Annotated in this window: 16 protein-coding genes and 1 pseudogene; 6 read left to right on the top strand and 11 right to left on the bottom strand. The window is 61.1% G+C overall.

What is annotated here, in order from left to right:
* Nucleotides 1-7: 7 nt before the first annotated feature.
* The 3 genes from ACIOJF_RS00085 to ACIOJF_RS00075 all read right to left on the bottom strand — a co-directional run bounded on the left by ACIOJF_RS00085 (nt 8) and on the right by ACIOJF_RS00075 (nt 3173).
* Nucleotides 8-1438 (bottom strand): APC family permease, encoded by a 1431-nt coding sequence (locus ACIOJF_RS00085; RefSeq protein ID WP_402741069.1) that lies wholly within the window; start codon nt 1436-1438, stop codon nt 8-10.
* A gap of 113 nt (nt 1439-1551) precedes the next feature.
* Nucleotides 1552-2475, bottom strand: a complete 924-nt coding sequence (locus tag ACIOJF_RS00080; protein ID WP_332503671.1) for a helix-turn-helix domain-containing protein — start codon at nt 2473-2475, stop codon at nt 1552-1554.
* Between the two features lie 104 nt (nt 2476-2579).
* Complete coding sequence (locus tag ACIOJF_RS00075; RefSeq protein WP_105657060.1) at nt 2580-3173, bottom strand: TetR/AcrR family transcriptional regulator; 594 nt, start codon at nt 3171-3173, stop codon at nt 2580-2582.
* Between the two features lie 130 nt (nt 3174-3303).
* On the opposite strand from ACIOJF_RS00075, the gene ACIOJF_RS00070 reads away from it, so the two are divergent.
* From ACIOJF_RS00070 to ACIOJF_RS00050, 5 genes are all read left to right on the top strand, one after another.
* Nucleotides 3304-5226, top strand: a complete 1923-nt coding sequence (locus tag ACIOJF_RS00070; RefSeq protein WP_105657061.1) for a primary-amine oxidase — start codon at nt 3304-3306, stop codon at nt 5224-5226.
* Nucleotides 5210-5650 carry a hypothetical protein gene (locus ACIOJF_RS00065; RefSeq protein ID WP_105657062.1) on the top strand — a complete coding sequence of 147 codons (441 nt, stop codon included), beginning with the start codon at nt 5210-5212 and terminating at the stop codon, nt 5648-5650. The genes ACIOJF_RS00070 and ACIOJF_RS00065 overlap by 17 nt, the downstream gene beginning before the upstream one ends.
* Nucleotides 5651-5926: 276 nt before the next feature.
* On the top strand, nt 5927-7372 hold the full coding sequence (locus ACIOJF_RS00060; RefSeq protein ID WP_105657063.1) for an FAD-binding oxidoreductase: 1446 nt from the start codon (nt 5927-5929) through the stop codon (nt 7370-7372).
* Nucleotides 7372-7740, top strand: a complete 369-nt coding sequence (locus ACIOJF_RS00055) for a cupin domain-containing protein (RefSeq protein ID WP_105657064.1) — start codon at nt 7372-7374, stop codon at nt 7738-7740. The genes ACIOJF_RS00060 and ACIOJF_RS00055 overlap by 1 nt, the downstream gene beginning before the upstream one ends.
* 20 nt (nt 7741-7760) lie before the next feature.
* Nucleotides 7761-9251, top strand: a complete 1491-nt coding sequence (locus ACIOJF_RS00050) for a gamma-aminobutyraldehyde dehydrogenase (RefSeq protein ID WP_105657065.1) — start codon at nt 7761-7763, stop codon at nt 9249-9251.
* Between the two features lie 10 nt (nt 9252-9261).
* Here ACIOJF_RS00050 and ACIOJF_RS00045 read toward each other — a convergent pair whose 3' ends face one another.
* From ACIOJF_RS00045 to ACIOJF_RS00035, 3 genes are all read right to left on the bottom strand, one after another.
* The gene (locus tag ACIOJF_RS00045; protein ID WP_146112246.1) at nt 9262-10380 is read right to left on the bottom strand and encodes a CDP-glycerol glycerophosphotransferase family protein; all 1119 of its coding nucleotides are present in this window, start codon (nt 10378-10380) and stop codon (nt 9262-9264) included.
* Nucleotides 10381-10399: 19 nt separating this feature from the next.
* Nucleotides 10400-11506: a metal ABC transporter solute-binding protein, Zn/Mn family gene (locus ACIOJF_RS00040; protein ID WP_105657067.1), complete on the bottom strand. Its 1107-nt coding sequence runs from the start codon at nt 11504-11506 to the stop codon at nt 10400-10402.
* A gap of 68 nt (nt 11507-11574) precedes the next feature.
* Entirely contained in the window at nt 11575-12828 is a 1254-nt protein-coding gene (locus ACIOJF_RS00035; RefSeq protein WP_105657068.1) for a YibE/F family protein, read from the bottom strand.
* Between the two features lie 259 nt (nt 12829-13087).
* On the opposite strand from ACIOJF_RS00035, the gene ACIOJF_RS00030 reads away from it, so the two are divergent.
* Nucleotides 13088-14155, top strand: a complete 1068-nt coding sequence (locus ACIOJF_RS00030) for a CPBP family intramembrane glutamic endopeptidase (RefSeq protein ID WP_166650705.1) — start codon at nt 13088-13090, stop codon at nt 14153-14155.
* Nucleotides 14156-14229: 74 nt separating this feature from the next.
* On the opposite strand, the gene ACIOJF_RS00025 is transcribed toward ACIOJF_RS00030, so the two are convergent.
* The 5 genes and pseudogenes from ACIOJF_RS00025 to ACIOJF_RS00005 form a co-directional block, all read right to left on the bottom strand.
* Nucleotides 14230-15360, bottom strand: a complete 1131-nt coding sequence (locus tag ACIOJF_RS00025; protein WP_286134138.1) for a hypothetical protein — start codon at nt 15358-15360, stop codon at nt 14230-14232.
* A gap of 140 nt (nt 15361-15500) precedes the next feature.
* Entirely contained in the window at nt 15501-16610 is a 1110-nt protein-coding gene (locus tag ACIOJF_RS00020; RefSeq protein WP_105657071.1) for an oxidoreductase, read from the bottom strand.
* A 58-nt stretch (nt 16611-16668) separates the two neighbouring features.
* On the bottom strand, nt 16669-18024 hold the full coding sequence (gene mgtE / locus ACIOJF_RS00015) for a magnesium transporter (RefSeq protein WP_105662516.1): 1356 nt from the start codon (nt 18022-18024) through the stop codon (nt 16669-16671).
* A 416-nt stretch (nt 18025-18440) separates the two neighbouring features.
* The gene (locus ACIOJF_RS00010) at nt 18441-19850 is read right to left on the bottom strand and encodes an L-serine ammonia-lyase (protein WP_105657073.1); all 1410 of its coding nucleotides are present in this window, start codon (nt 19848-19850) and stop codon (nt 18441-18443) included.
* 185 nt (nt 19851-20035) lie between these two features.
* A pseudogene (locus ACIOJF_RS00005) lies at nt 20036-20503 on the bottom strand (serine hydroxymethyltransferase); the annotation flags it as partial.

Raw genomic sequence — 20503 nt, 5'->3', positions numbered from 1 at the left:
TGAGTTGTTAGGTGACGGGAAGTTTTTCGGCCATCGGTGCACGCCGTTTGGACGAGCGGATGACCAGTGCCAGCACCCATGCGATGAGGCCAGGCAGGATCACGATGCCTTGCAGCACATAACCGAGCATTCCCGGTTCTGCCATGCCAAGCAAGATTTCGAAGTTGATGACGATTTGGGCGAAGACATAGACCAGGGCGATGCCCGAGACCAGCGGAGCGATCACCCGGGTTATCAGGGATTCTCCGCTGCGGTTCGCCTTGAAGTATCCGATGACGGCAAAAGAGGTCAGTGCCATGAGCAGCACCAGCCCGTAGGCCGCCGAGTTGGTCATCCAGGTGAACATCGTGAACACGACATACATCGGATCCTTGCCATGCGAGATCACCGCGAAGACGGCGATAACCGCCAGTCCGAGGGTGGACTGCGCCAGCGAGCCTGCAACGGGGGCGTGGGTGGTGCGCGAAGTTGCGGCAAGGAACTTCGGCAGCGCCCCGCCGCGGCCCATGGAGTAGAAGTAGCGGGCAATGACGTTGTGGAAGGCCAGCAGCGCGGCGAACAGGCTGGTGATGAACAGGATGTTGGCCAGATCGACGAACCAGGCTGGCGCGTTGGCGCCGAAGAACGCGAAAATCAGGTCGGGGCCGAATTGTGCCGAAGCGCCGATGACGTTCGAGGCGCCTTCGCCGACAGCTACGGCGAAGGCCGAAAACGCGTAGAAGCAGGCGATGATGACGACCGCGATCATCGTGGCACGCCGGGCGGTGCGTGCTGGATCCTTGACCTCTTCGTTGTAGATGGTTCCGGATTCGAAGCCCATGAAAGCGGCGATGGTGAAGGCCATGACGGCGCCCATGCCCGGTGCGATGGCGTCAGCCATGTTGAAGGATGCGGCCGGCTGCGGCGCTTCGGGAGCCAGCACGAAGGCCATGATGTTGTAGATGATGACCACGAGGAATTCTGCGGCCACGACGATGCCCAGGATCTTGACGGAGAAGTCGACCCGGTTCATGCCCAGGAAGCCGACAACTGCCCACGCGGCCAGGGCCATGGCCCACCATGGGATGGCGGTGCCGAAGGAGGCATTGGCAAAGGATGCCGCGGCGAATCCGAACATGCCGTAGATGCCGATCTGCATGAGGTTGTAGCTGACCAGGGCGACCATTGCCGCTCCCACGCCCAATGCCCGTCCCAGCCCCTGGGCAATGTATGCGTAGAAGGCGCCGGCGTTCGGGATGTAGCGGCTCATCGCGGTGTAGCCGATGCTGAAAATCAGCAGGATGGCACCGACCATGAGGAAGGACAGCGGCACGGATTCCATGCCGGTCACCGCGTAGTTGGTAGTCACGCCGCCAGCCACGGCGGTGAGCGGTGCGCTGGCGGCAATGATCATCACGACCAGAGCCGGCACCGTGAGTGTGCGTTGTTCGAGTCCCATTCGATCCCCCATTTGCCGAGTGCTTGGATATCAGCATCGCCCAAGTGCTCGGGCTTGTCCTTGGCATTGAGTGCAGGACCATTGGCTCCGCGTGCACAAGAGTGTCCTGCGCCTCAGCCGGCGCAGCGGTATTTGCCCGGGGTGGAACCGAATTCCTTGGAGAACATGCGGCTGAATCCGGCCGCATCGGCAATCCCGACCCGGGACCCGATGGCTTGGACGGGCAGTTCGGCCAGCAGCGGGTCGCGCAGCAGGCGCGCGGCCTCGCGCATCCGCAGATGGCGGATCAGGGCGGCCACACTGAGCGGCTGGTTTTCGAAAAGCGCGTGCAGGCTGCGCACGGACATGAAGTGGGCGGCAGCGATGCGTGCAGGTCCCAGGTCGGGATCATCCAGGTGTGCGCCGATGTAGCTGGTGGCCAATTCGCGCTGCCGCTCCTTGGCATCGCCATGGCACTCGGCGCCAAGCGCCCCGCCCAGGGCAGTTGCCAGCAGGTCCACGGTATTGCGCGCCAGCTGGTAGCCGCCGAATTCATCCCATTGGGACAGATTGGCGCCAAGATGGCGCAGCAGCGGGGCGACGGTTCCCGATAGCGGGTGGGTTTGCCTCAGGGCGACGGCGGTGAGCTGGCCGACCTGTTGCTGGGACAGGCGGAAAAGACCATGGGGAACCAATGCGACGAGCACCGACGCCGGCTTTTCAAAGGCCAGGGTGTAGGGGCGCTGCGTGTCATAGATCGCCAGGTCCCCTGGGGCCAGCAGGGTCTCGCGACCGTCTTGGATCAGCAGCCCGTAGCCATCGAGCTGGTAGGAGACCTTGTAGAAATCCCCGTCGCCGCTGGAGGTGAGGTTCTCGGTTCGTTGCACTGCGTGGGGTTTGGCATGTATGCGCATCAAACCGATATCGCCGAGCATATTGGCACCCAGTGTGGCGGTGAAATGGCCGCTGGAAATCTGCTCGCTTTGCAGCCTGACGAAGGCGTCGGAAATGAGCCGCGACCACGCGGTGAACGAATCGACGTGCTGAAGTTGGTACATGCTTGCCTCCCCATTGAAGCCCATCAACTGTGTCGGGCATCACGAATGAGAGTACGCCGAGCGAGGCGAAAAGTCACTATTTTCTTCGCGCGGAGAATATCCGCCTAGCTCTGGGGGTGCAGGCGGCGCAAGGCATCCAGGCGGTATTGCAGCTGCGCTTCGAGCGACTCGGCGGTGTTGACAGCTTCATCGAGCACGCTGCTGGCCTGAGCGCCCATCAGGAAATTGATCATCGAGTCGCGGGCAACACGCGCCGCGGGATGCTCCGGACCCAGCAGCTGCCCAAGCCACTGGTCGATGAGCTCGCGCCACCGGTCCATGGTTTGCGCATTGACCGCAGCCAGCGCACGGTCCCCGAGGGCCAGATGCCAGAAGTGCACAGCAATGCGGGCTTCATTGCGCCGCAGCTCATCAAGCGGGAGCACTTCGCGCGAGAACGCCTCCAGCGCACCCAGCCCGGCTTGCCCCTGGCACATGCGGGCGATGCGCCGGTCGGTAGCCTCGGCCACGTAGCGGAACGTGGCAACCAGCAGCGAATCGCGCGTCGGGAAGTAGGGCTTGAAGGCGCCATTCGAATAGCCGGCTGCGGCCGCCAAGTCACGCAGATTCAGCTTCTCGATGCCTTCGCGGGCAATGAATCGCCAAGTGACTTCGACAATCTCCCGGCGACGCTGATCATGGTCCACGATTTTCGGCATGATTCAAGATTAGCGAAAAACAATTTATTTCAGGCAAGGGCTTGCGTCACATTGGCCCCGTCCGTATTCTCTACAACTAGAGAATAATAAATGCCGCAGATCACACTTCAGTGCCGAAGGAGCCACTCCCATGCCAATCACCACCACCACGGATTTCACCCTGCTCAGCGAAGCAGAGATTGCCACCGCCAAGGAATTGCTGGTCAGCCACCAGCTTTTCACCGAGAACACCCGCATCGCCTACATGGGCCTGGAAGATCCACGCGCTGACCGCCCCGGACGTTTTGTCCGCGTCATGCTCATGGACAAGCTGGCCAACTCACCCAAGGACGTCGTCCTGGACTTGGGCGCGCAGGCCGTGCACTCCCGAATCGACCTGGATCCGGCCAAGGTGGGGCAGATGCCCGTGCTGCTGGAGGAATTCGAAATGGTGGAGGCCATCCTGGTTGCCGATCCGCAGTGGGCGGCCGCTCTGGCCAAGCGCAATCTGACGCCAGAACAGGTGCGCGTTGCCCCGCTCTCCGCAGGTGTCTACGAGGACGAGTACCCGCAAGAAGCCGGGCGCCGCATCCTGCGCGGCCTGGCCTTCCGCCAGGATTTCGCCGAAGACTCCGCCTGGGCCCATCCCGTTGATGGACTGGTGGTTTACATTGACACCATCGCCGGAAAGATCGACCAGCTGCTGGACCTGGAAGTCATCCCTGTGCCCGAAACCCACGGCAACTACACGGATCCGGAACTCACTGGCCCGGTGCGCACCACCCAGAAGCCCATCGAGATCACCCAGCCTGAGGGCGCCAGCTTCACGGTCAGCGCAGGCAACCACGTCGAGTGGGAGAAATGGTCGCTGGATATCGGTTTCGACATGCGCGAAGGGCTGGTGCTCTACAACATCGCCTTCAACGATCGGGGCACCGAACGCCGCATCCTGGATCGTGCGTCCATCGCGGAAATGGTAGTCCCCTACGGGGACCCTTCCCCGGTGCGCAGCTGGCAGAACTACTTCGACACCGGCGAGTACCTGATCGGGCGCCTGGCCAACTCGCTGGAGCTGGGCTGCGACTGCCTGGGCGAAATCCACTACATCTCCCCTGTGGTCACCGACGCCGATGGCAATGCGCAGAAGATCACCAACGGCATCTGCATGCACGAGGAAGACGCCTCGATCCTCTCCAAGCACGCCGATGACTGGTCAGGCGTGAAGTACACGCGCCGCAACCGCCGCCTGGTGATCAGCTTCTTCACTACCGTGGGCAACTACGACTACGGCTTCTACTGGTACCTGTACCTGGACGGCACCATCGAATTCGAGGCCAAGGCCACCGGCATCGTGTTCACCTCGGCCATGCTCGACGAGCGCTACTCCTCGGAAATGGCGCCTGGCCTGGGCGCGCCCTTCCACCAGCACATCTTCGGCGCCCGGCTGGACTTCGCCCTGGACGGCGGACCCAGCCGCGTCATCGAAGAAGAAGCCGTGCGCCTGCCCATCAGCAAGGAGAACCCCCGGGGCAACGCCTTCACCCGCAGCCACACGGTGCTGGCTACCGAGAAGCAGGCAGTACGCGATAGCAATCCGACCGCCGGCCGCACTTGGGTGGTGACCAACCCGGATTCGAAGAACTACCTCGGCAAGCCGGTGGGCTACAAGCTGATGTCCCAGGGACTGCCGACCCTGCTGGCCGCCGAAGGATCCTCCATCCATCGTCGCGCAGAATTCGCCTCCAAGGCCCTGTGGGTGACCAAGCGGGAGGACGGCCACCGCTATCCAACCGGTGACTTCGTGAACCAGAACCCGGGCGTTGACGGCATTGGCTCGTGGATCGAGGACGACAAGAACATCGACGGCGAGCAGATCAGCCTGTGGCACACCTTCGCGTTGACCCACTTCCCGCGGACCGAGGACTGGCCGATGATGCCTGTGGACACCGTTGGCTTCACCATCCGTCCCGAGGGCTTCTTCGACCGCTCCCCTGTCCTTGATGTTCCAGCCCCGGTCCAGCACGGCTGCTGCGCCACCAAGGAATCAGACGGTTGCTGTGGCAGCGGCGACTAGCCACGCGGCCAGGGTGCCGGCCGGACACATTGCCCTGGGAGCCGCTTCGCTGGGCCTGGCCGCAACCCACCTGCTGGTTCTGGCACTGATGCCGCACTCCTTGTGGTGGAACCTGGCATTGCTTGCCATGACCTTGTGGTGCATCAAATGCTCCTGGTGCGTGCTGCGCGGCGGTTCTCCCCTGCGCCTGCTGGTGATGAGCGCGCTCATGGGCACCTCCCATGTGGCGATGGTGATCGGCATGCCGTGGTTTGGCGGCCATCACGCGTCCCACGCTGCGCACGGCGCCCAGCATGCACCGGTGATGCTGGGAGTTGCGGCCGCCGAATTCCTCCTGATGTTCGGCGCGGCTTGGCTCAGCCGCCATTTCCCGGGACGGGCGCATCAATTCACTAGCGGCAAACCGGTCGCGGTTCCCGCATGACCAGGCCCGGTCTTCGAAGCAGTGCTTTGCTGTTTCGAAGGCCGGGTTTCGGCTTGGCTTCGGGACCTTGACAACCCCGAGCGGCGCAGGCTTAGATGAGTAATGAATCACATTCAATTTGTATTCATCTTTCCGAGAAGAGGGATAGCCTTGGCCGCCGATTGGCACTCAACTGGCATCCCCGGTGCCCAGCAGACGGCAAAGCCGCACGGACCACTGGTCGTTCCCCTGCCTCGATAGCGCCTGCCGAACCCGCTACCTTCGAGGAAAGAACCAATGAACAGCACCAATGACCTGACTTTTGACAGGCATGAAGCCGAAGTCTCGCCCACCCTGATCTCCCGAGCATTGGCCGGCGCCAAGCGCACCAGCTACTGGCTGGATCATGAGCACCGCCCCGCACCCCACCCGGCGCTGCATGGCTCGCTCACCACCGACTTGCTGATTATCGGCGGCGGCTACACCGGATTGTGGACCGCGCTCCAAGCCAAGGAGCAGAACCCCGGCCGAAGGGTCGTACTGATCGAGGGCCAGCGCTTGGGCTGGGCTGCTTCCGGGCGCAATGGCGGCTTCTGCGAAGCCTCCCTGGTCCATGGCGAGGCCAACGGAGAAAACCATCTGCCCAAGGAAAATGCGCTGCTTGCGGAGCTCGGCAGGAAGAACCTCGACGAGTTCGAAGCGACGGTGCGCCGCTATGCAATGGACGTGGACTTCGTCCGCGAGGGCGCGCTCAGCGTGGCCACCGAACAGCATCAGATTGCGTGGGTGGCCGAGGAAGCTGAGGCACCGGGTGTCGACTACCTCGATGCCGGCGCGGTAAGGCAACTGGTCAATTCGCCAGACTTCTTGGCCGGCGCCCGTGACCATGACTCAACCGCGCTGGTCCACCCCGCCAAGCTGGTCTGGGAACTTGCCCGCGTCTGCAGCGAGCTAGGCGTCGAGTTCTACGAGCATACCCACGCCGTGGAGATGAACAATGCCGGCACGCAGGTCCAGGTGCTGACCGCCGACGGGCAGATCACCGCCAAGCATGTGGCCCTGGCAACCAATGTTTTCCCGTCTCTGCTCAAGCGCCACCGCTCCCGAATTGTGCCGGTATACGACTACGCGCTGATGACTGAGCCGCTCACTGCGCAGCAGCGCGCGGCCATCGGCTGGGAGAACATGGTGGGCTTGGCCGACCTGAACAACCGGTTCCACTATGCCCGCCCAACCATCGACGCCGAAGGGAACTTCCGCATTCTCTACGGCGGCTACGACGCGGTCTACCACTTCGGGGGCAAGGTCCGCTCCAGCTACGACACCAACCAGCAGACCTTCGAGAAGCTCGCCGCGCATTTCTTCGGCAGCTTCCCGGACCTCTCACAGGTGAAGTTCTCTCATGCGTGGGGTGGCGCCATTGATACCTGCTCCCGCTTCTTCTCCTTCTTCGATCTGGCCTACGGCGGCAAGGTCGCCTACTGTGCAGGCTTCACCGGCCTCGGTGTCGGCGCTACCCGTTTCGGTGCAAGGGTCATGCTGGATCTGCTCTCGGGCCAGAAGACCGAGCTGACCGAATTGGAACTGGTGCGTACCAAGCCGATCCCATTCCCGCCGGAACCTGCCGCATGGGTGGGCGTGAACCTGATGACAAGCCAGCTGGTCAAGGCCGATCGCAATCGAGGCGAGCGCTCGGCCTTCTTGAAGCTGATGGATAAGATCGGAATGGGGTTCGATTCCTGATGCCTGGAAGAATACTTCAAGCCGGCATCGTCCAAGCCGATGCCCTTGAGGTCAAGCATGTTGCCATCGGCGACGAGCAGGTGGTCGCCGGTCAGGCATCCGCAACCGCAGGCTACCGCGAGCTGGGCACCCTCGGGGATGCAGAAATCGGCGTCTGGGAGATGTCCCGCGGCGCCATGCAGGATATTGAAGCGGACGAGTACTTCGTGGTGCTTGCCGGGTGCGCGACGGTGCAGATTCTGGAAACCGAAGGTTTCGGTGCCCAAGAACTGGTGCTGGTTCCAGGCAGCGTTGTCCGGCTCCATGCGGGCATGAGAACCCGTTGGATCGTCACCGAAACCCTGCGCAAGATCTATTTCACCCTCTGAATCCCCCTAGGAGAATTCACATGGCCTACTACGATAGTTCCCTTGGACACCAGTTCATCAATGGCCAGCAGGTCCGCGGGCACGGCCCGGTGCTGGAGCGCGCGAATCCAGCCACCGGAAAGAAGCTGCTGGACGTGGATACCGCGACCGGCGAGCAGGTTGACCAGGCGGTGCAGGCGGCCGCCGGCGCCTTCAAGACCTGGTCCCGGCTGACCCCGGGCGAACGGGCCGACCACCTGCTGGCATTCGCTCGCGAACTGGAAAAGCATGCCGATGAAATCGCCGCCCTGGAAACCGCTCAGACCGGCAAGAGCATCCGCATGTCGACCCAATTCGATGTGCCCGGTTCCATCGACAACGTGAATTTCTTTGCTGGCGCTGCACGCAATTTGCAGGGATTGGCCGCCGGGGACTACGCGGGCAACACCACCTCGATGGTTCGCCGTGAAGCTATCGGCGTGATCGGTTCGATCAGCCCGTGGAACTACCCGCTGCAGATGGCTGCGTGGAAGGTCCTGCCAGCGATTGCCGCCGGCAATACGATTGTGCTCAAGCCCAGCGAGCTGACCCCGGGCACCTCGGTGCTCTTTGCCCGGGCCGCCAAGGATGCCGGGTTGCCGGACGGCGTGATCAACATTGTCGTTGGCGACGGGCCCAGCGTTGGCTCGCCCTTGGTGCGCCACAAGCTGGTGAAGATGACTTCGTTCACCGGCTCTACCGCCGTGGGCCTGAAGATCATGTCCATGGCGGCCGAGACCGGTACCCGGGTTCATCTTGAACTCGGCGGCAAGGCGCCGATGGTGGTCTTCGATGATGCCGATATCGAAGCTGCCGCACATGGTGCGGTGGCCGGCTCGACGATCAATTCCGGACAGGATTGCACCGCCGCCACGCGCGCGTACGTGCATTCCTCGGTCTTCGAGAAGTTCACCAGCAAGGTGGCCGAACTGATGGAGGCCATGGTGGTGGGAGATCCGACCGATCCCGATACCGACATGGGTTCGATGATCAGCGAAGCCCACCTGCAGAAGGTTTCCTCGATGGTTGAGCGTGCCAAGGATGCCGGAGCAACGGTGCTTGCCGGTGGCAAGCAGCTTCCGGGCGATGGCTGGTTCTACCGTCCTACCCTGGTGGTGGGAGCTGCGCAGGATTCAGAGATCGTGCAGCAGGAAGTCTTCGGCCCGGTCCTGGTGGCGTTGGCGTTCGATACCGATGACGAAGCCATCGAATTGGCCAACGACACCCCGTATGGCCTGGCGGCGAGCGCATGGACCAAGAACGTTGACCGCGCGATGCGTGCCAGCGCCGAAATCCAGGCCGGTTGCGTGTGGATCAACGAGCATATCCTGATCGTTTCCGATATGCCGCATGGAGGCTACAAGGCTTCGGGGATGGGCAAGGACATGAGCCAGTATTCCTTCGATGAGTACACCAATGTCAAGCATGTGATGATCTCCCATGATCCCGCGGCCCATCGCGAATGGCAGGATACGGTCTTCAAGCAGCGCTAGGCCCAGAAGGCTAGAGGCTCGAAAGCAGCTGGCTCAGCTTCTTCGTAGCCACCCCGGGTTCTGTGGTGGCAAAGAAGTACTGTGCCAGCTGTTTTTGCGCCCCGGCAACCGAGGATGCGGCAAGATCCGCAACCCGCTGCGCCAGTCCGTTGGCGTTGCCCAGCCGCTGGTCCAATGGCAACCCTGAATGGAGCTTGCTTTGGGGGTCTCCGGCCAGCAGCAGCGGGATGTTGAGCGCTACCGCGTCATAGGCCATCGCCGAGGTGTCGCAGATGGCCACATCCGCCCACACCAAGGACTGCGCCGCGTCGCTGAGCGCATCCACGGTGGCAGCGTAGTTGCTTTTCAGGCTTACCACGGCCTTTTTTGCCTCTGCGGACACATCACCGGTCTTCGGATGAGGACGGAAACGTACTTCGAAACGCTCATCGTTGCTCAGCTGGGCTAGAATTCTCTCGCCCAAAGTAGCCACCGAGGAGTACGCCATGGCTTGCGAGTCGCCCTCCCAAGTCGGTGCGTAGAGAACCCGGATCTTCTCCGAAGGGCCGGGCAATTCCAGTTCATCGAGCTGCGGGCGTCCGATCTGCACCAGATGCGATGGGTCGAAACGGGAGATGTTCTCGGTGATGCGCTCTACCGCGGCAGCACCAGCCACGCAGGCGAAATCGTAGGCTTTGAGCTGGTTGGAGACCATGGAGGCCTTTTCGCTCTCACCGTGGTTCAAGTGAATATGCGCCGGTCCGTTGAAGCGCAGCATCGTGAAGTTCCGCTGGGCGTTGTTCACGTAGTTGATGGATTTGGTATTCCACTCGCTCAGCTTATTCTCGATCTGCTCCATGGAACGCGAGAACAATATCGGCAGGTTCGACTCTGCCAGCGCGTGTCGTGCACTTAGTGCGTCCATGAGCACCACGCCGACGTTGAGACCCTGGGCAGCCAGTCGCTCGAAGGTACCCAGCCAGACTCCGAGCTGGTAGAACTGCCCGGGCCCCTCGGCGAAGAAAAGCACATGGTCGGCTTGCTCGATTCCCCGGTCCGAGTGAGCGATCTCCGCTCGAACAGACCGCTCCGCAATGAGGGAGCGTGCTTTACCTGTCGCTTGCGTTATCTGGGAAGAGAACAATGCCATGCATTTAGTTTACGTAGGTTTAGCCGTTGATTGCGGAAGCCAAGTCGGAAATGTTGGATTCCATCCATTCGAGGTAGCTGGAATCATCCTGAATGGTTTCTGCAAAGTCGACTACAGGTACCTGTCCCCGCTCAGCGTTCTTCTTCAGCGCCTTGGTTTCGCTGCCTTCGGTCTGCACGTTGTAGGCAAGCATGTCAGCGTCGCCAGCAACGAGCTTGCCTTCAGCCTTCTTCATGGTCATCGGCGCAATGCCCTCGCCCTCTTCGATGGCTTCGCTCAGCCCTTCAGGAGTGGTGTTCTCCATGCCGGCTGCTTCCAGCAAGTGGAATGGAACCGGCTCGGTCATCATGAAGCTCTTGCCATCCAGCTTGGCGGTTTCGAGCTGGGCTTCGAGTTTCCCGATCCCTTCGTTGAAGGCTGCTGCGTTCTGCTTGTACTGATCCGCGTTGGCGGTATCGGCCTTGGCGAAGGACTCGGCCAGTGCATCAGCAAGTTCACCCATGGAATCCAGGTCGTACCAGATGTGCTCGTTGTAGCCCGCGTGGTCGTGGCCCTCATGGCCGCCCTCTTCAGCGTGCTGCGCATGCTCCTCGGCGCTTTCGCCCTCATGGCCGCCCTCATCAGCGTGCTGCGCATGCTCCTCAGCGCTTTCGCCCTCATGGCCGCCCTCATCAGCGTGCTGCGCATGCTCCTCAGCGCTTTCGCCCTCATGCCCGGCCTCTTCGGATTCCGCAGCTACCGGCGAGGAGTCCACAGCGTGCATGAGCGTGATCTCTCCAGACTTGCCTTCCGGTAGCGAAGAAACGAGAGAGTCCATGAATTGGTCATATCCGCCACCATTGGCAAGGACCAGGTCCGCGCTGGATATCGCAAGCTTGTCGCGTGCGGTTGGCTCATAGGAGTGCGGATCCTGTGCGGCCGAAGTGATGATCTCGCTGACCTCCACGCTATCTCCACCAATGGCACGGGCGATCTGTCCGTAGACGTTCGTCGTGGCCACTACGCTGATCCCTGCAGATTCCGCGTCCTTCGATTCGCTTCCCGTGGCGCTACCGCATCCGGCAAGGATCAGTCCGGCAGCGGGCAGGGCGACGGCAGCTGCGAGCAGCGAGCGGTAGTTCTTCATGGTGGTCTCCATCTAAATCGGATCGCTATTGAGAACTATTCTACATTACATATGAGAATGGTTCGCACCTAGGAGTCGGAGGTTACACTCTGCAAAGCCCGCTTGCCGTGGGCACCACCGGTGCCGGTAGCTTTCACCACCATCACTGCAATGGCGGTGGTTACCGGGATCGCCAATACCAATCCGATGGAACCAATCAGGATTCGGATGACCTCTTCAGCCATGGCGCCGGAGCCGAGGGTGACCCCGAAACTCTGGTTGCTCAGCGCCGCAATGGCCAGCACCGGCAGGGCCGCACCGGCGTAGGCGAAGGCGATGGTGTATACGGTCGAAGCGATATGGTCCCGGCCGATGCGCATGCCGCGGAAGAACAGTTCCCTGGCCGAGGCCTTGGGCGTGCTCTCTGCCAGTTCCCAGACGGTTGCCGACTGGGTAATTGTCACGTCATTGAGCACACCCATGCCGCCAACCAGCACGCCGCAGATCAGCAAGCCGGGCAGGGAAATTTGCGGGGCCACCGTCGATAGGGTGATTGCCGATTCATCGTTGGCTCCAGTCAAAGCGGCCGCATCGGTCAACCAAAGCACCATCGCCGCGGTCACCGCCAGGCCAAAGAGCGTTCCCAGCAGCGCTGTGGATGTTTTCGCGTTCAGACCATGGGCGAAATACAACGCGACAAACATGATGGCGGTAGAACCGGTGAGTCCCACCAGGACCGGATTGCCGCCTTCAAGCAAGGCCGGAACCATGAAGATGATCATGAAGGCGATGCCACCGACCAAGCCGATCATCGCCCGCGTGCCGCGCCATCCGGCGACCAGCACCACGACCACGCCATAGGCGATGGCCAGCAGTGCCATGGGCAAAGTGCGCACGAAGTCAACGAATACGTACGGGCTGCCGCTGGTGGTGTCCACCGCGGAGAGATCAAGGTATCGAATGCTGTCGCCCGCGCGCGCATCACGTGATTGCAGCATTTCCGGTGGGATTTCCAATTGGATCTCCGCGCCTCCGGATTCGGGCATCACGTAGGTGACTTGGCATTCGAGAACCTTGCCACCAACTTCTTCCAACCCTTGGGAAGACGGGCAGTCCTGGACTGTGCTGCGCGTGACAGTGCCCACTTCCATCGTTGCGCCACCGGTAGTGTCCATGGCTCCATTCAGGGCAAACTTGTCGTAGTTGCCTTGCGGCCACAACAAGATGACCATGACCAGGGCCAGGGCGCCGATAGGCGCAAGCAGCGCCCATAAGATGATCGAGGCACGCCGCCGGCGCCGGGGATCCTGCAAAATCGGTTCGTCATGGTGATGATGGCCCACGTGGTGCTGCTCCAAATCAAAGAAGGCGAATCGTTCTTTCCCAGTGTAAGAGCTAGCCCATTGGAGTTTGCCTTGGATGCCGACCGCGTTGCGAAGAGCTGGTCCTGGATATTCAAAAGGATGACCCGATAAATCCTCCGTAAGGTTCATACCTTCAAACACTGCGGAACGGGAGAATTGAGCCATGAGCTTGCCAATGAACCAGCCACCCTTGCCGCAAGGCGCCGAGGTTGAGATGAACTATTCGTTCCATCGCCTAATGAGACGCAGTGAGAACTACCGCTGGTGGAGGCCGCTGGCGTTCACCGGCATCGGCATTGGCTTCTACGGCGCGGCATTGCTCATCGCCATACTGGCGATGTTCATTGCACTGATCATGAACCCGCTGACGTGGGCTGCGGAGAATCCAGATGAGGCTCCCGATCAGTTCCTCATGGATCCAACCCTGAACATGGCCACGGCGACGGACTTCTCGATGACCATGGTCTCCCTGATCATCATGATCCCGGCGGTCTACCTCGCCTACTTGCTCATCGGACCCAAGCCTGTCGGCTTGCTGATATCGGTCGCCGGCAAATTGCGCTGGCGCTGGTTCGGCCTGGTGTTGGGTGCCAGCGCCATCTTGTTCGCAGTGTATTTCGGGCTGAGTTTCGGGTTGGGCGCCTTGGGCATTGGCGAGTCCGAACCCGTGCCGGCGAGCAGCCTGCCGGCCGATCCGCTGTTCTATGCCCTGCTGGTGATCCTCTTGACGCCCTTCCAGTGCGCAGCTGAAGAGCTTGTTTTCCGTGGCGCGTTCATGCAGGTCATCGGCAGCTGGCTGAAGCATCCACTGTTCGCCATCCTGCTTCCAGTTCCCTTCTTCACCATCGGCCATCTCTACGATGTCTGGGGGCTTCTCGATGTGGCGGCGTTCGCTATCGCGGCAGGCTATCTGACCTGGCGCACCGGTGGGCTTGAAGCAGCGATGGCGATGCACATCATCAACAACACCTTCTTGTTCCTGCTCGGTGCAATGGGCGTAGTTGATCTGAACGCCACGGAATCCAACCCGGTCTCGCTGGTCTTCTCGGTGTGCTTCATGGCCCTATTGACCTTCGTGCTGGTGAAGCTGGCAGACAGGCAAGGCATTGCGCGTACGGCAGGCCCGATTCCAGCAGCAGAGCGCCGTCCGATGCTGCAGCCTTGGCAGATGAACCAGCCACCGGTTCACCCTAGCCAGGCCTACTGGGCTCCTCCGGCCTACCAGCCTGGACAGCAGCAGAACTCCGATCACGGTTCAGATGTTTCCCCACCGGCTCCCCCGGCAGCCGGCCCGTCAGATCGCTAGGCACCAGATAGCTGGAACGCAAAAAACGATCCGCGCAGGATTTCCTGTGCGGATCGTTTCTTTTAATGAACTGTTCAGGATTTGGCCCAGCGCAGCAAGGCTGCGATTCCTGCACCGCCAGGAATCACCGAATCCGGTACATAGCGAATGCTGGCATCGGTCAGCGCAGTGGCCCGCAGGAGCACTTCTGGCGCCGGCCATTCCCCGACGACCAACTCTGCATGGTCATCTCCGTCCTGATGGGCAATCCATGGTTCGGCGCTCAAGGCGCGAAGGGTATGCTCGCTTTGGTACTGTCCAACCAGCACCATTTCGGCTTGCGCCGATTGGAGCGCAGTGACAACTTCATCGAGACCGACAGCAAGCTGCGCTTTGCCGTTGCCGGACTGCGCAGCGATCTTCGATTCCAATTCAGCCAGGGACTTGGCTTTCACTTCCTCTACAAGCTTGGTGATTTGGGCATCGACTTGCTTGGTGTCCGCACCCCCGGTGCGCGTATGCGAGTCGATGACTTCTACATAGTCCTTGAGCGCCACGGGTACTGCCCCGAGCACTAGTTCACGAGCCTTGATGTCGCCCGAAAGAATGATCAGGCGGACGTAGTTCTCGTTGGACATTTCACTGATCAGCTCGGCAACTTCGTCAGCGTTTCGACGAGCCATCTCATCGGCGGCGGCCTGCGCCTTGGGCTGGTCGTATTCCCCGGGCACCTTGCGTGCATGGTGGATTTCCTCGGGCAACCCGACGATGCCACGGCTGCCCAGGCGTTCAGGTGACGCCGTATTGTAGAGGTGCACCTCGCCTCCGTCCTTGCTGACTTCAGCTACGAGGTAGGAGAACGATCCGCCACGGGCGCGGGCCAGCGCCGTGAAGTTCGGGAACGGACCCACATCAACCGATGAAGTTTGGACCTTGAGGCCTGGGATGACTTCGTTCAGGACGATTTCGCCGTCATGAACAGCTACGAACCGTGCTACTGGTGCTCGCAGTCCCTGGGCTGGCTCCAGTGCGCCGATCAGTGCTTGGACATCGCTGGGCTGCGCCTGCTGGCTCTTGAGCAGCTTGGCTACCTCGTCCGGAAGCCGGTCTGCTGCTTCCTGGGCGGCAGTGGTTCCCAACGATGCATCCACGAGAGCTGTGCTCCACGAGCCGTTTCTCCGATAGAGCGAAGCGTCGATTCCATTAGAATCCGCGCGTAGTGCCATGCTGACTCCCTTCCGCACGCGACCCTTGGCCGCGGTGCGACTAGATCCGTGGCACTAACCTAACATCACTATTCAGTGGCTGGAAGAGGTAACCAGAAACTATGTCGTTGTTTGGATGAAATCAGCATGGCAACTTGCGTTTACCAGCGGCCGCGCCAGTATTGGGCGGGGAATGCCATCGGTGCACCCAATTCCTGCGCCGAACGGTTAGCCCACTGCGGATCGCCCAGGGCAGCGCGCCCAACGCAGACGCCGTCCGCTTGCCCGGTCACGACGATCTGCTCTGCCTGCATCGGCTCGGTGATGACGCCGACCGCGGTAACGAAGGCATCCTGGGGCAGCGCTTCCTTCACTGCCTGAGCCAACGGCACTTGGTAGCCCGGACCAGACGGTCCGTTGAACTTGCCAATTCCTGCACTGGAGAGGTCGAAGTGGCGCACACCGTAGCCGTAGAGTTCCTTGGCGATCCGAACGGTGTCAGCAATGCTCCATCCATCGTCCACCCAGTCTTCTCCGGAGAAGCGAATGCCCAGGGCCTTGTTTTCCGGCCACACGGCAGCCACAGCCTCGATGACTTCACGCAGGTATCGAGTGCGATTCTCGAAGCTGCCACCGTATTCGTCGGTGCGCTTATTGGTCAGCGGCGACAGGAATTGGTGCACCAGGTAGCCGTGCGCGGCATGGATCTGGATCAGGTCGAATCCGGCCGCGTCGGCACGCTTAGCCGCATCAGCCCAGTCCTGCACCGATGCCTGGATCTGTTCCACGCTCATCGCGGTAGCTGGCTTCAGCCCGTAGAGCTCGCTGGGCGAGGAAGTGAAGGTTTCCCAGCCGCCATCTTCCGCGCTGATGCTGCCGGATTTTCCAGCTTCTTCAAGATCCTTGAGCCAGCCATAGGTCGATGCCTTGGCTCCGGCGTGCGCCAGCTGCACGCCGGCGGCTGCCCCATGGGCGCGGATGTATTGGGCAATCGGTTTCCAGGCTTCGGCCTGCTCGTCATTCCACAGGCCGGTATCGCGATCCGAGATCCTGCCTTCAGCTGCCACCGCAGTTGCTTCGGCGATCACCAAGGAGTATCCGCCATGGGCCATGGAACCCAGGTGAGCCAAGTGCCAGGTCGTTGGAACGCCGTCGCGTTTTTCCACGGAATACTGGCACATCGGCGGAAGCACGACGCGGTTGCGAAGCTTCAGGCCTGCTCCGCTTCTGGCCGGGACGGTAAATTCAGTAAAGAGCTTGCTATGAGGCATACCTGTTACGACGCTGGGGTGCGCGAATTTATTCCGCGCACCCCAGTGCAGCTGCAGGCTATCCAAGAATCAGCACGGCCACCGACAGGTAGACGATCAGCCCGGCGGCATCCACGAAGGTTGAAATGAAGGGGTTGGAAAATACCGCAGGATCAACCTTGAAGAATTTACCGATGATCGGCATCACCCCGCCGACAGCGGCAGCAATGCTGCACAGTGCCACCAGGCTGATGCCTATCACCAATCCGATGCGCAGTTCGAAAATGCTCCCGGCCACCACCAGCGCTATGGCGCCCAGGCACAGTCCCAGGACCGCTCCGATTCGCACCTCGCGCATCAGCACCCGCCAGAAGTCGCTTCCCCGCACATCACCCATGGCCAGCGCACGGGTGACAGTGGTCGCCGCCTGGTTGCCGGTGTTCCCGCCAATGCCCACGATCAAGGGGATGAACAAGCTAAGCACCACCATCGACTCCAGTGTCTGCTCGAAACTGGACAGCACCTTGACCGTCAAGGTGGCGCCGATAGCCAGGACCAGCAGCCAGATGACGCGCGCCTTCACCAGGTGGCGCAATGGCGTCCCCAGGTAAGGGCGGAAGAGCGGATCCGTTCCGGAGCCGTACGCGGAGCGGCGCTCTTCGGCATCCTCTAGGATCGCGATCGCCATGGGCAAGGTCAGCACTCCCAGCAGGCGATCTTCCCGATCAAGCACCGGGAGCATCCCTGCCTTCCGATCCACCACCACCCGTGCCGCGCTCGTCTCCGGCTCGCAGGCCTGGACGACCGGGCTCTGGGTGCACAGTTCTCCGATCGTTGTCCCGGCCGGCTCGGTGAGCAACTCGCTGAGCTTGATGGTGCCAAGCAGCCGGCGTTCATCATCGATCACCAGGATGTGCTGCGCGTTCTCGCAGTTCCCGAGGCGTGCGCTGATGCGTTCCAGGGTTTCGGCCACAGACAGCTGCGGGTGGGTCGAGATGAAATCCGGGGACATCGCCCTGCCGGCGCTTGATTCCGGATAGCCCAGCAGGATTCCGGTTTCCTGGCGCGTGGCCGTCGGCAGCCCTGCCAGCAGTTTCGTGGCCACCATCGCTGGCAGTTCATCGAGCAGCGCTACCCGTCCCGCGGCGGGGAGTTGGGCGAAGGCATCGATGACGGTCTGCGACTGCAGCGCCCGCACCAGGTCGGCTTGCACCGGGGCGTCGAGTTCCTGGAAGACCAGTACCGCGGTCTGCTTGTCAAGCAGCCGGTAGGCCAGGGCAGCCTCCGTGGCATCCAGTGCTTCGAGGTGCTCAATGGTCTGGGCGATGTGCAGACCGCCCAGCAGCCCTGCCGCGAGCTGGAATTCTGCGTGATTGAGATGGGAGCGCAAGGCTCGCGAAATAGTAGAGAAGTCTACCTTTTCTGGAGAAAACATGATTTTGGTCCAAATGGTTCATTTGGCGCGTGAATACAAGCCTGCCAGCAACTTCTCACCGCTTGACCACCCCATGAATACAGGGAGATAAATCAGTCAGTATTTGCGTGCAGGACCAGGCGCCGGTGACATGTACAAGAGTCACGAACTCGTTGGGATCCCATGGCGGGATGCTGCCAGATTCGGCTGATTCGGCTACGAGCGTCCGGGTGAGTTCGTGTGCATAGATCGACTAGAACTGTCTTCCACGACACTCACCTCCTCGAAACTGGTTTGCGCTAGCGCGCATCAGGCCTAGTCCCAGTTCTATCAGCTATGGCTGGGAATTGCCGGACTTGGGGGCCAAGATCACATTTAAACAGTTCGGGAGGTCTGCAGTGCAGGCCTCCCGAACTGGGTCATGCGTTACTGGGAAATCAGCATTCCACCACGTTGACGGCCAGGCCGCCCATCGCAGTTTCCTTGTACTTGTCGCTCATGTCCTTGCCGGTTTCGCGCATGGTGATAATGACTTCATCCAAGGTGACGTGGTGTTCGCCGTCGCCCATCAGCGCCATCTTCGCCGCGTTCACTGCCTTGGAAGCAGCGATGGCGTTGCGTTCGATGCAAGGGATCTGGACCAGTCCGCCGATCGGGTCGCAGGTCAGGCCAAGGTTGTGTTCCATGGCGATTTCCGCTGCGTTCTCTACCTGCGCTGGGGTGCCGCCAAGAATTTCGGCCAGGCCGCCAGCAGCCATCGATGATGCCGAACCGACTTCGCCCTGGCAGCCGACTTCGGCGCCGGAGATCGATGCCTGCTCCTTGTACAGCACGCCGACGGCACCAGCGGTGAGCAGGAAGCGTACGACAGCGTCGTGCTTTTCCTCCTCATTCCAGTACTTTGCGCCCGGTGCGTAGTGGGTGGCGTAGAACAGCACGGCTGGGATGATGCCCGCTGCGCCGTTGGTCGGAGCGGTGACCACGCGTCCGCCGGAGGCGTTCTCCTCATTGACGGCCAGCGCAACGAGGTTGATCCATTCCTGCCAGTAGACCGGATCCCGGTCCTTGTCTTCCTTGCGCAGGCGTTCATGCCATTCCGGCGCACGGCGGCGAACTTTCAAGCCGCCGGGCAGCACGCCGGTGCGTTCCAGCGCGGAATCCTTGCAGTCTTCCATCACTTCGTAGATGTGGACCAGGCCGTTGCGGATCTCGTCGCGGGACCGGTAAGCCATTTCGTTGGCCATCATGATGTCGGCAATGGACAGGCCGGTTTCCTTCACATGTTCCAGCAGCTTGGCTGCCGTGGTGAAGGGATAGGGCTGCTTGTTCAGCTTCTCTTCGAGGTTCTTCTCGATGCGGTCTTCGGCGCCTTCGCGCACGATGAAGCCGCCGCCTACGGAGAAGAAGGTCTCGTTGGCGATTTCGTTGCCGTCAGCGTCGAGGGCAATGAACTTCACGCCGTTGGTGTGGCGTGGCAGTACGGTGAGCGGATGCTGGATCATGTCTTCGACCTTGTAGTTCAGGTCCTTGCGCTGATCAAGCTGTTCGGCCAGGTGGAGGATTCCAGTGGCTTCCATGTCCGCCAGACGGTCATCGACCTGTGATGGCAGCACGGTTTCAGGTTCGAAGCCTTCAAGCCCCAGCATGATGGCAGTGAAGGTGCCGTGGCCGCGTCCGGTAGCGGCCAGGGATCCGTAGACATCAACACGGATATTTTCCAGTGCGTCCAGTTGGCCTTCTCGGATTACTTGGGCAATGAATGCGTGTGCTGCACGCATTGGTCCCACGGTATGGCTGGAAGACGGTCCGATGCCAACCGAGAAAAGATCGAATACGCTAACCGCCATAGCGGGTCACATCCTTAGAACTTGGGTAATCCGAGAGCTTCTGCCCCGGATCTGTGGAGTGTGGTTCCAGAGGCTTGCGGCCACCGCACGTACCGTGCAGCGCCTGGACCTCTGGATGTTGAAAGACCGCGGGCCCGAAAAGCGAGTATTTCCACCTTCCGGGCCCACATCCTAATCAGATGATGCTACTCGGAAACCTTAGCCAGTTCCGGGTACAGCGGGTGGGCCGCGGCAAGCTTCAGAACACGATCCTTCAGCTCCGGCAACACCGCCGTATTACCCTCAGCACCAGCAATCAACGTCTGTGCAATGATCTCCGCAACCTCAGCGAACGCAGCCTCCGAGAAACCACGGGTAGCCAACGCCGGAGTACCAATACGCAACCCCGAAGTCACCATCGGCGGACGAGGATCAAACGGCACCGAATTGCGGTTCACCGTGATCTCCACCTGAGCCAAAAGATCCTCACCCTGCTGCCCATCCAACTCGCTATTACGCAAGTCAACGAGCACCATGTGAACATCCGTGCCACCAGTCAAAACGCTGATGCCCTTGGCCACAACATCTTCCTGGGTCAAGCGCTCAGCCAAAATCCGCGCACCAGCCAAGGTCCGCTCCTGGCGCTCCTTGAACTCCGGCGAAGCAGCAATCTT

The organism is Glutamicibacter sp. NPDC087831 (assembly GCF_044742845.1).
Taxonomy (GTDB): Bacteria; Actinomycetota; Actinomycetes; order Actinomycetales; family Micrococcaceae; genus Glutamicibacter.
Note: the sequence above shows the minus strand (reverse complement) of the source record. Positions and strands in the feature narration are given on the sequence as shown.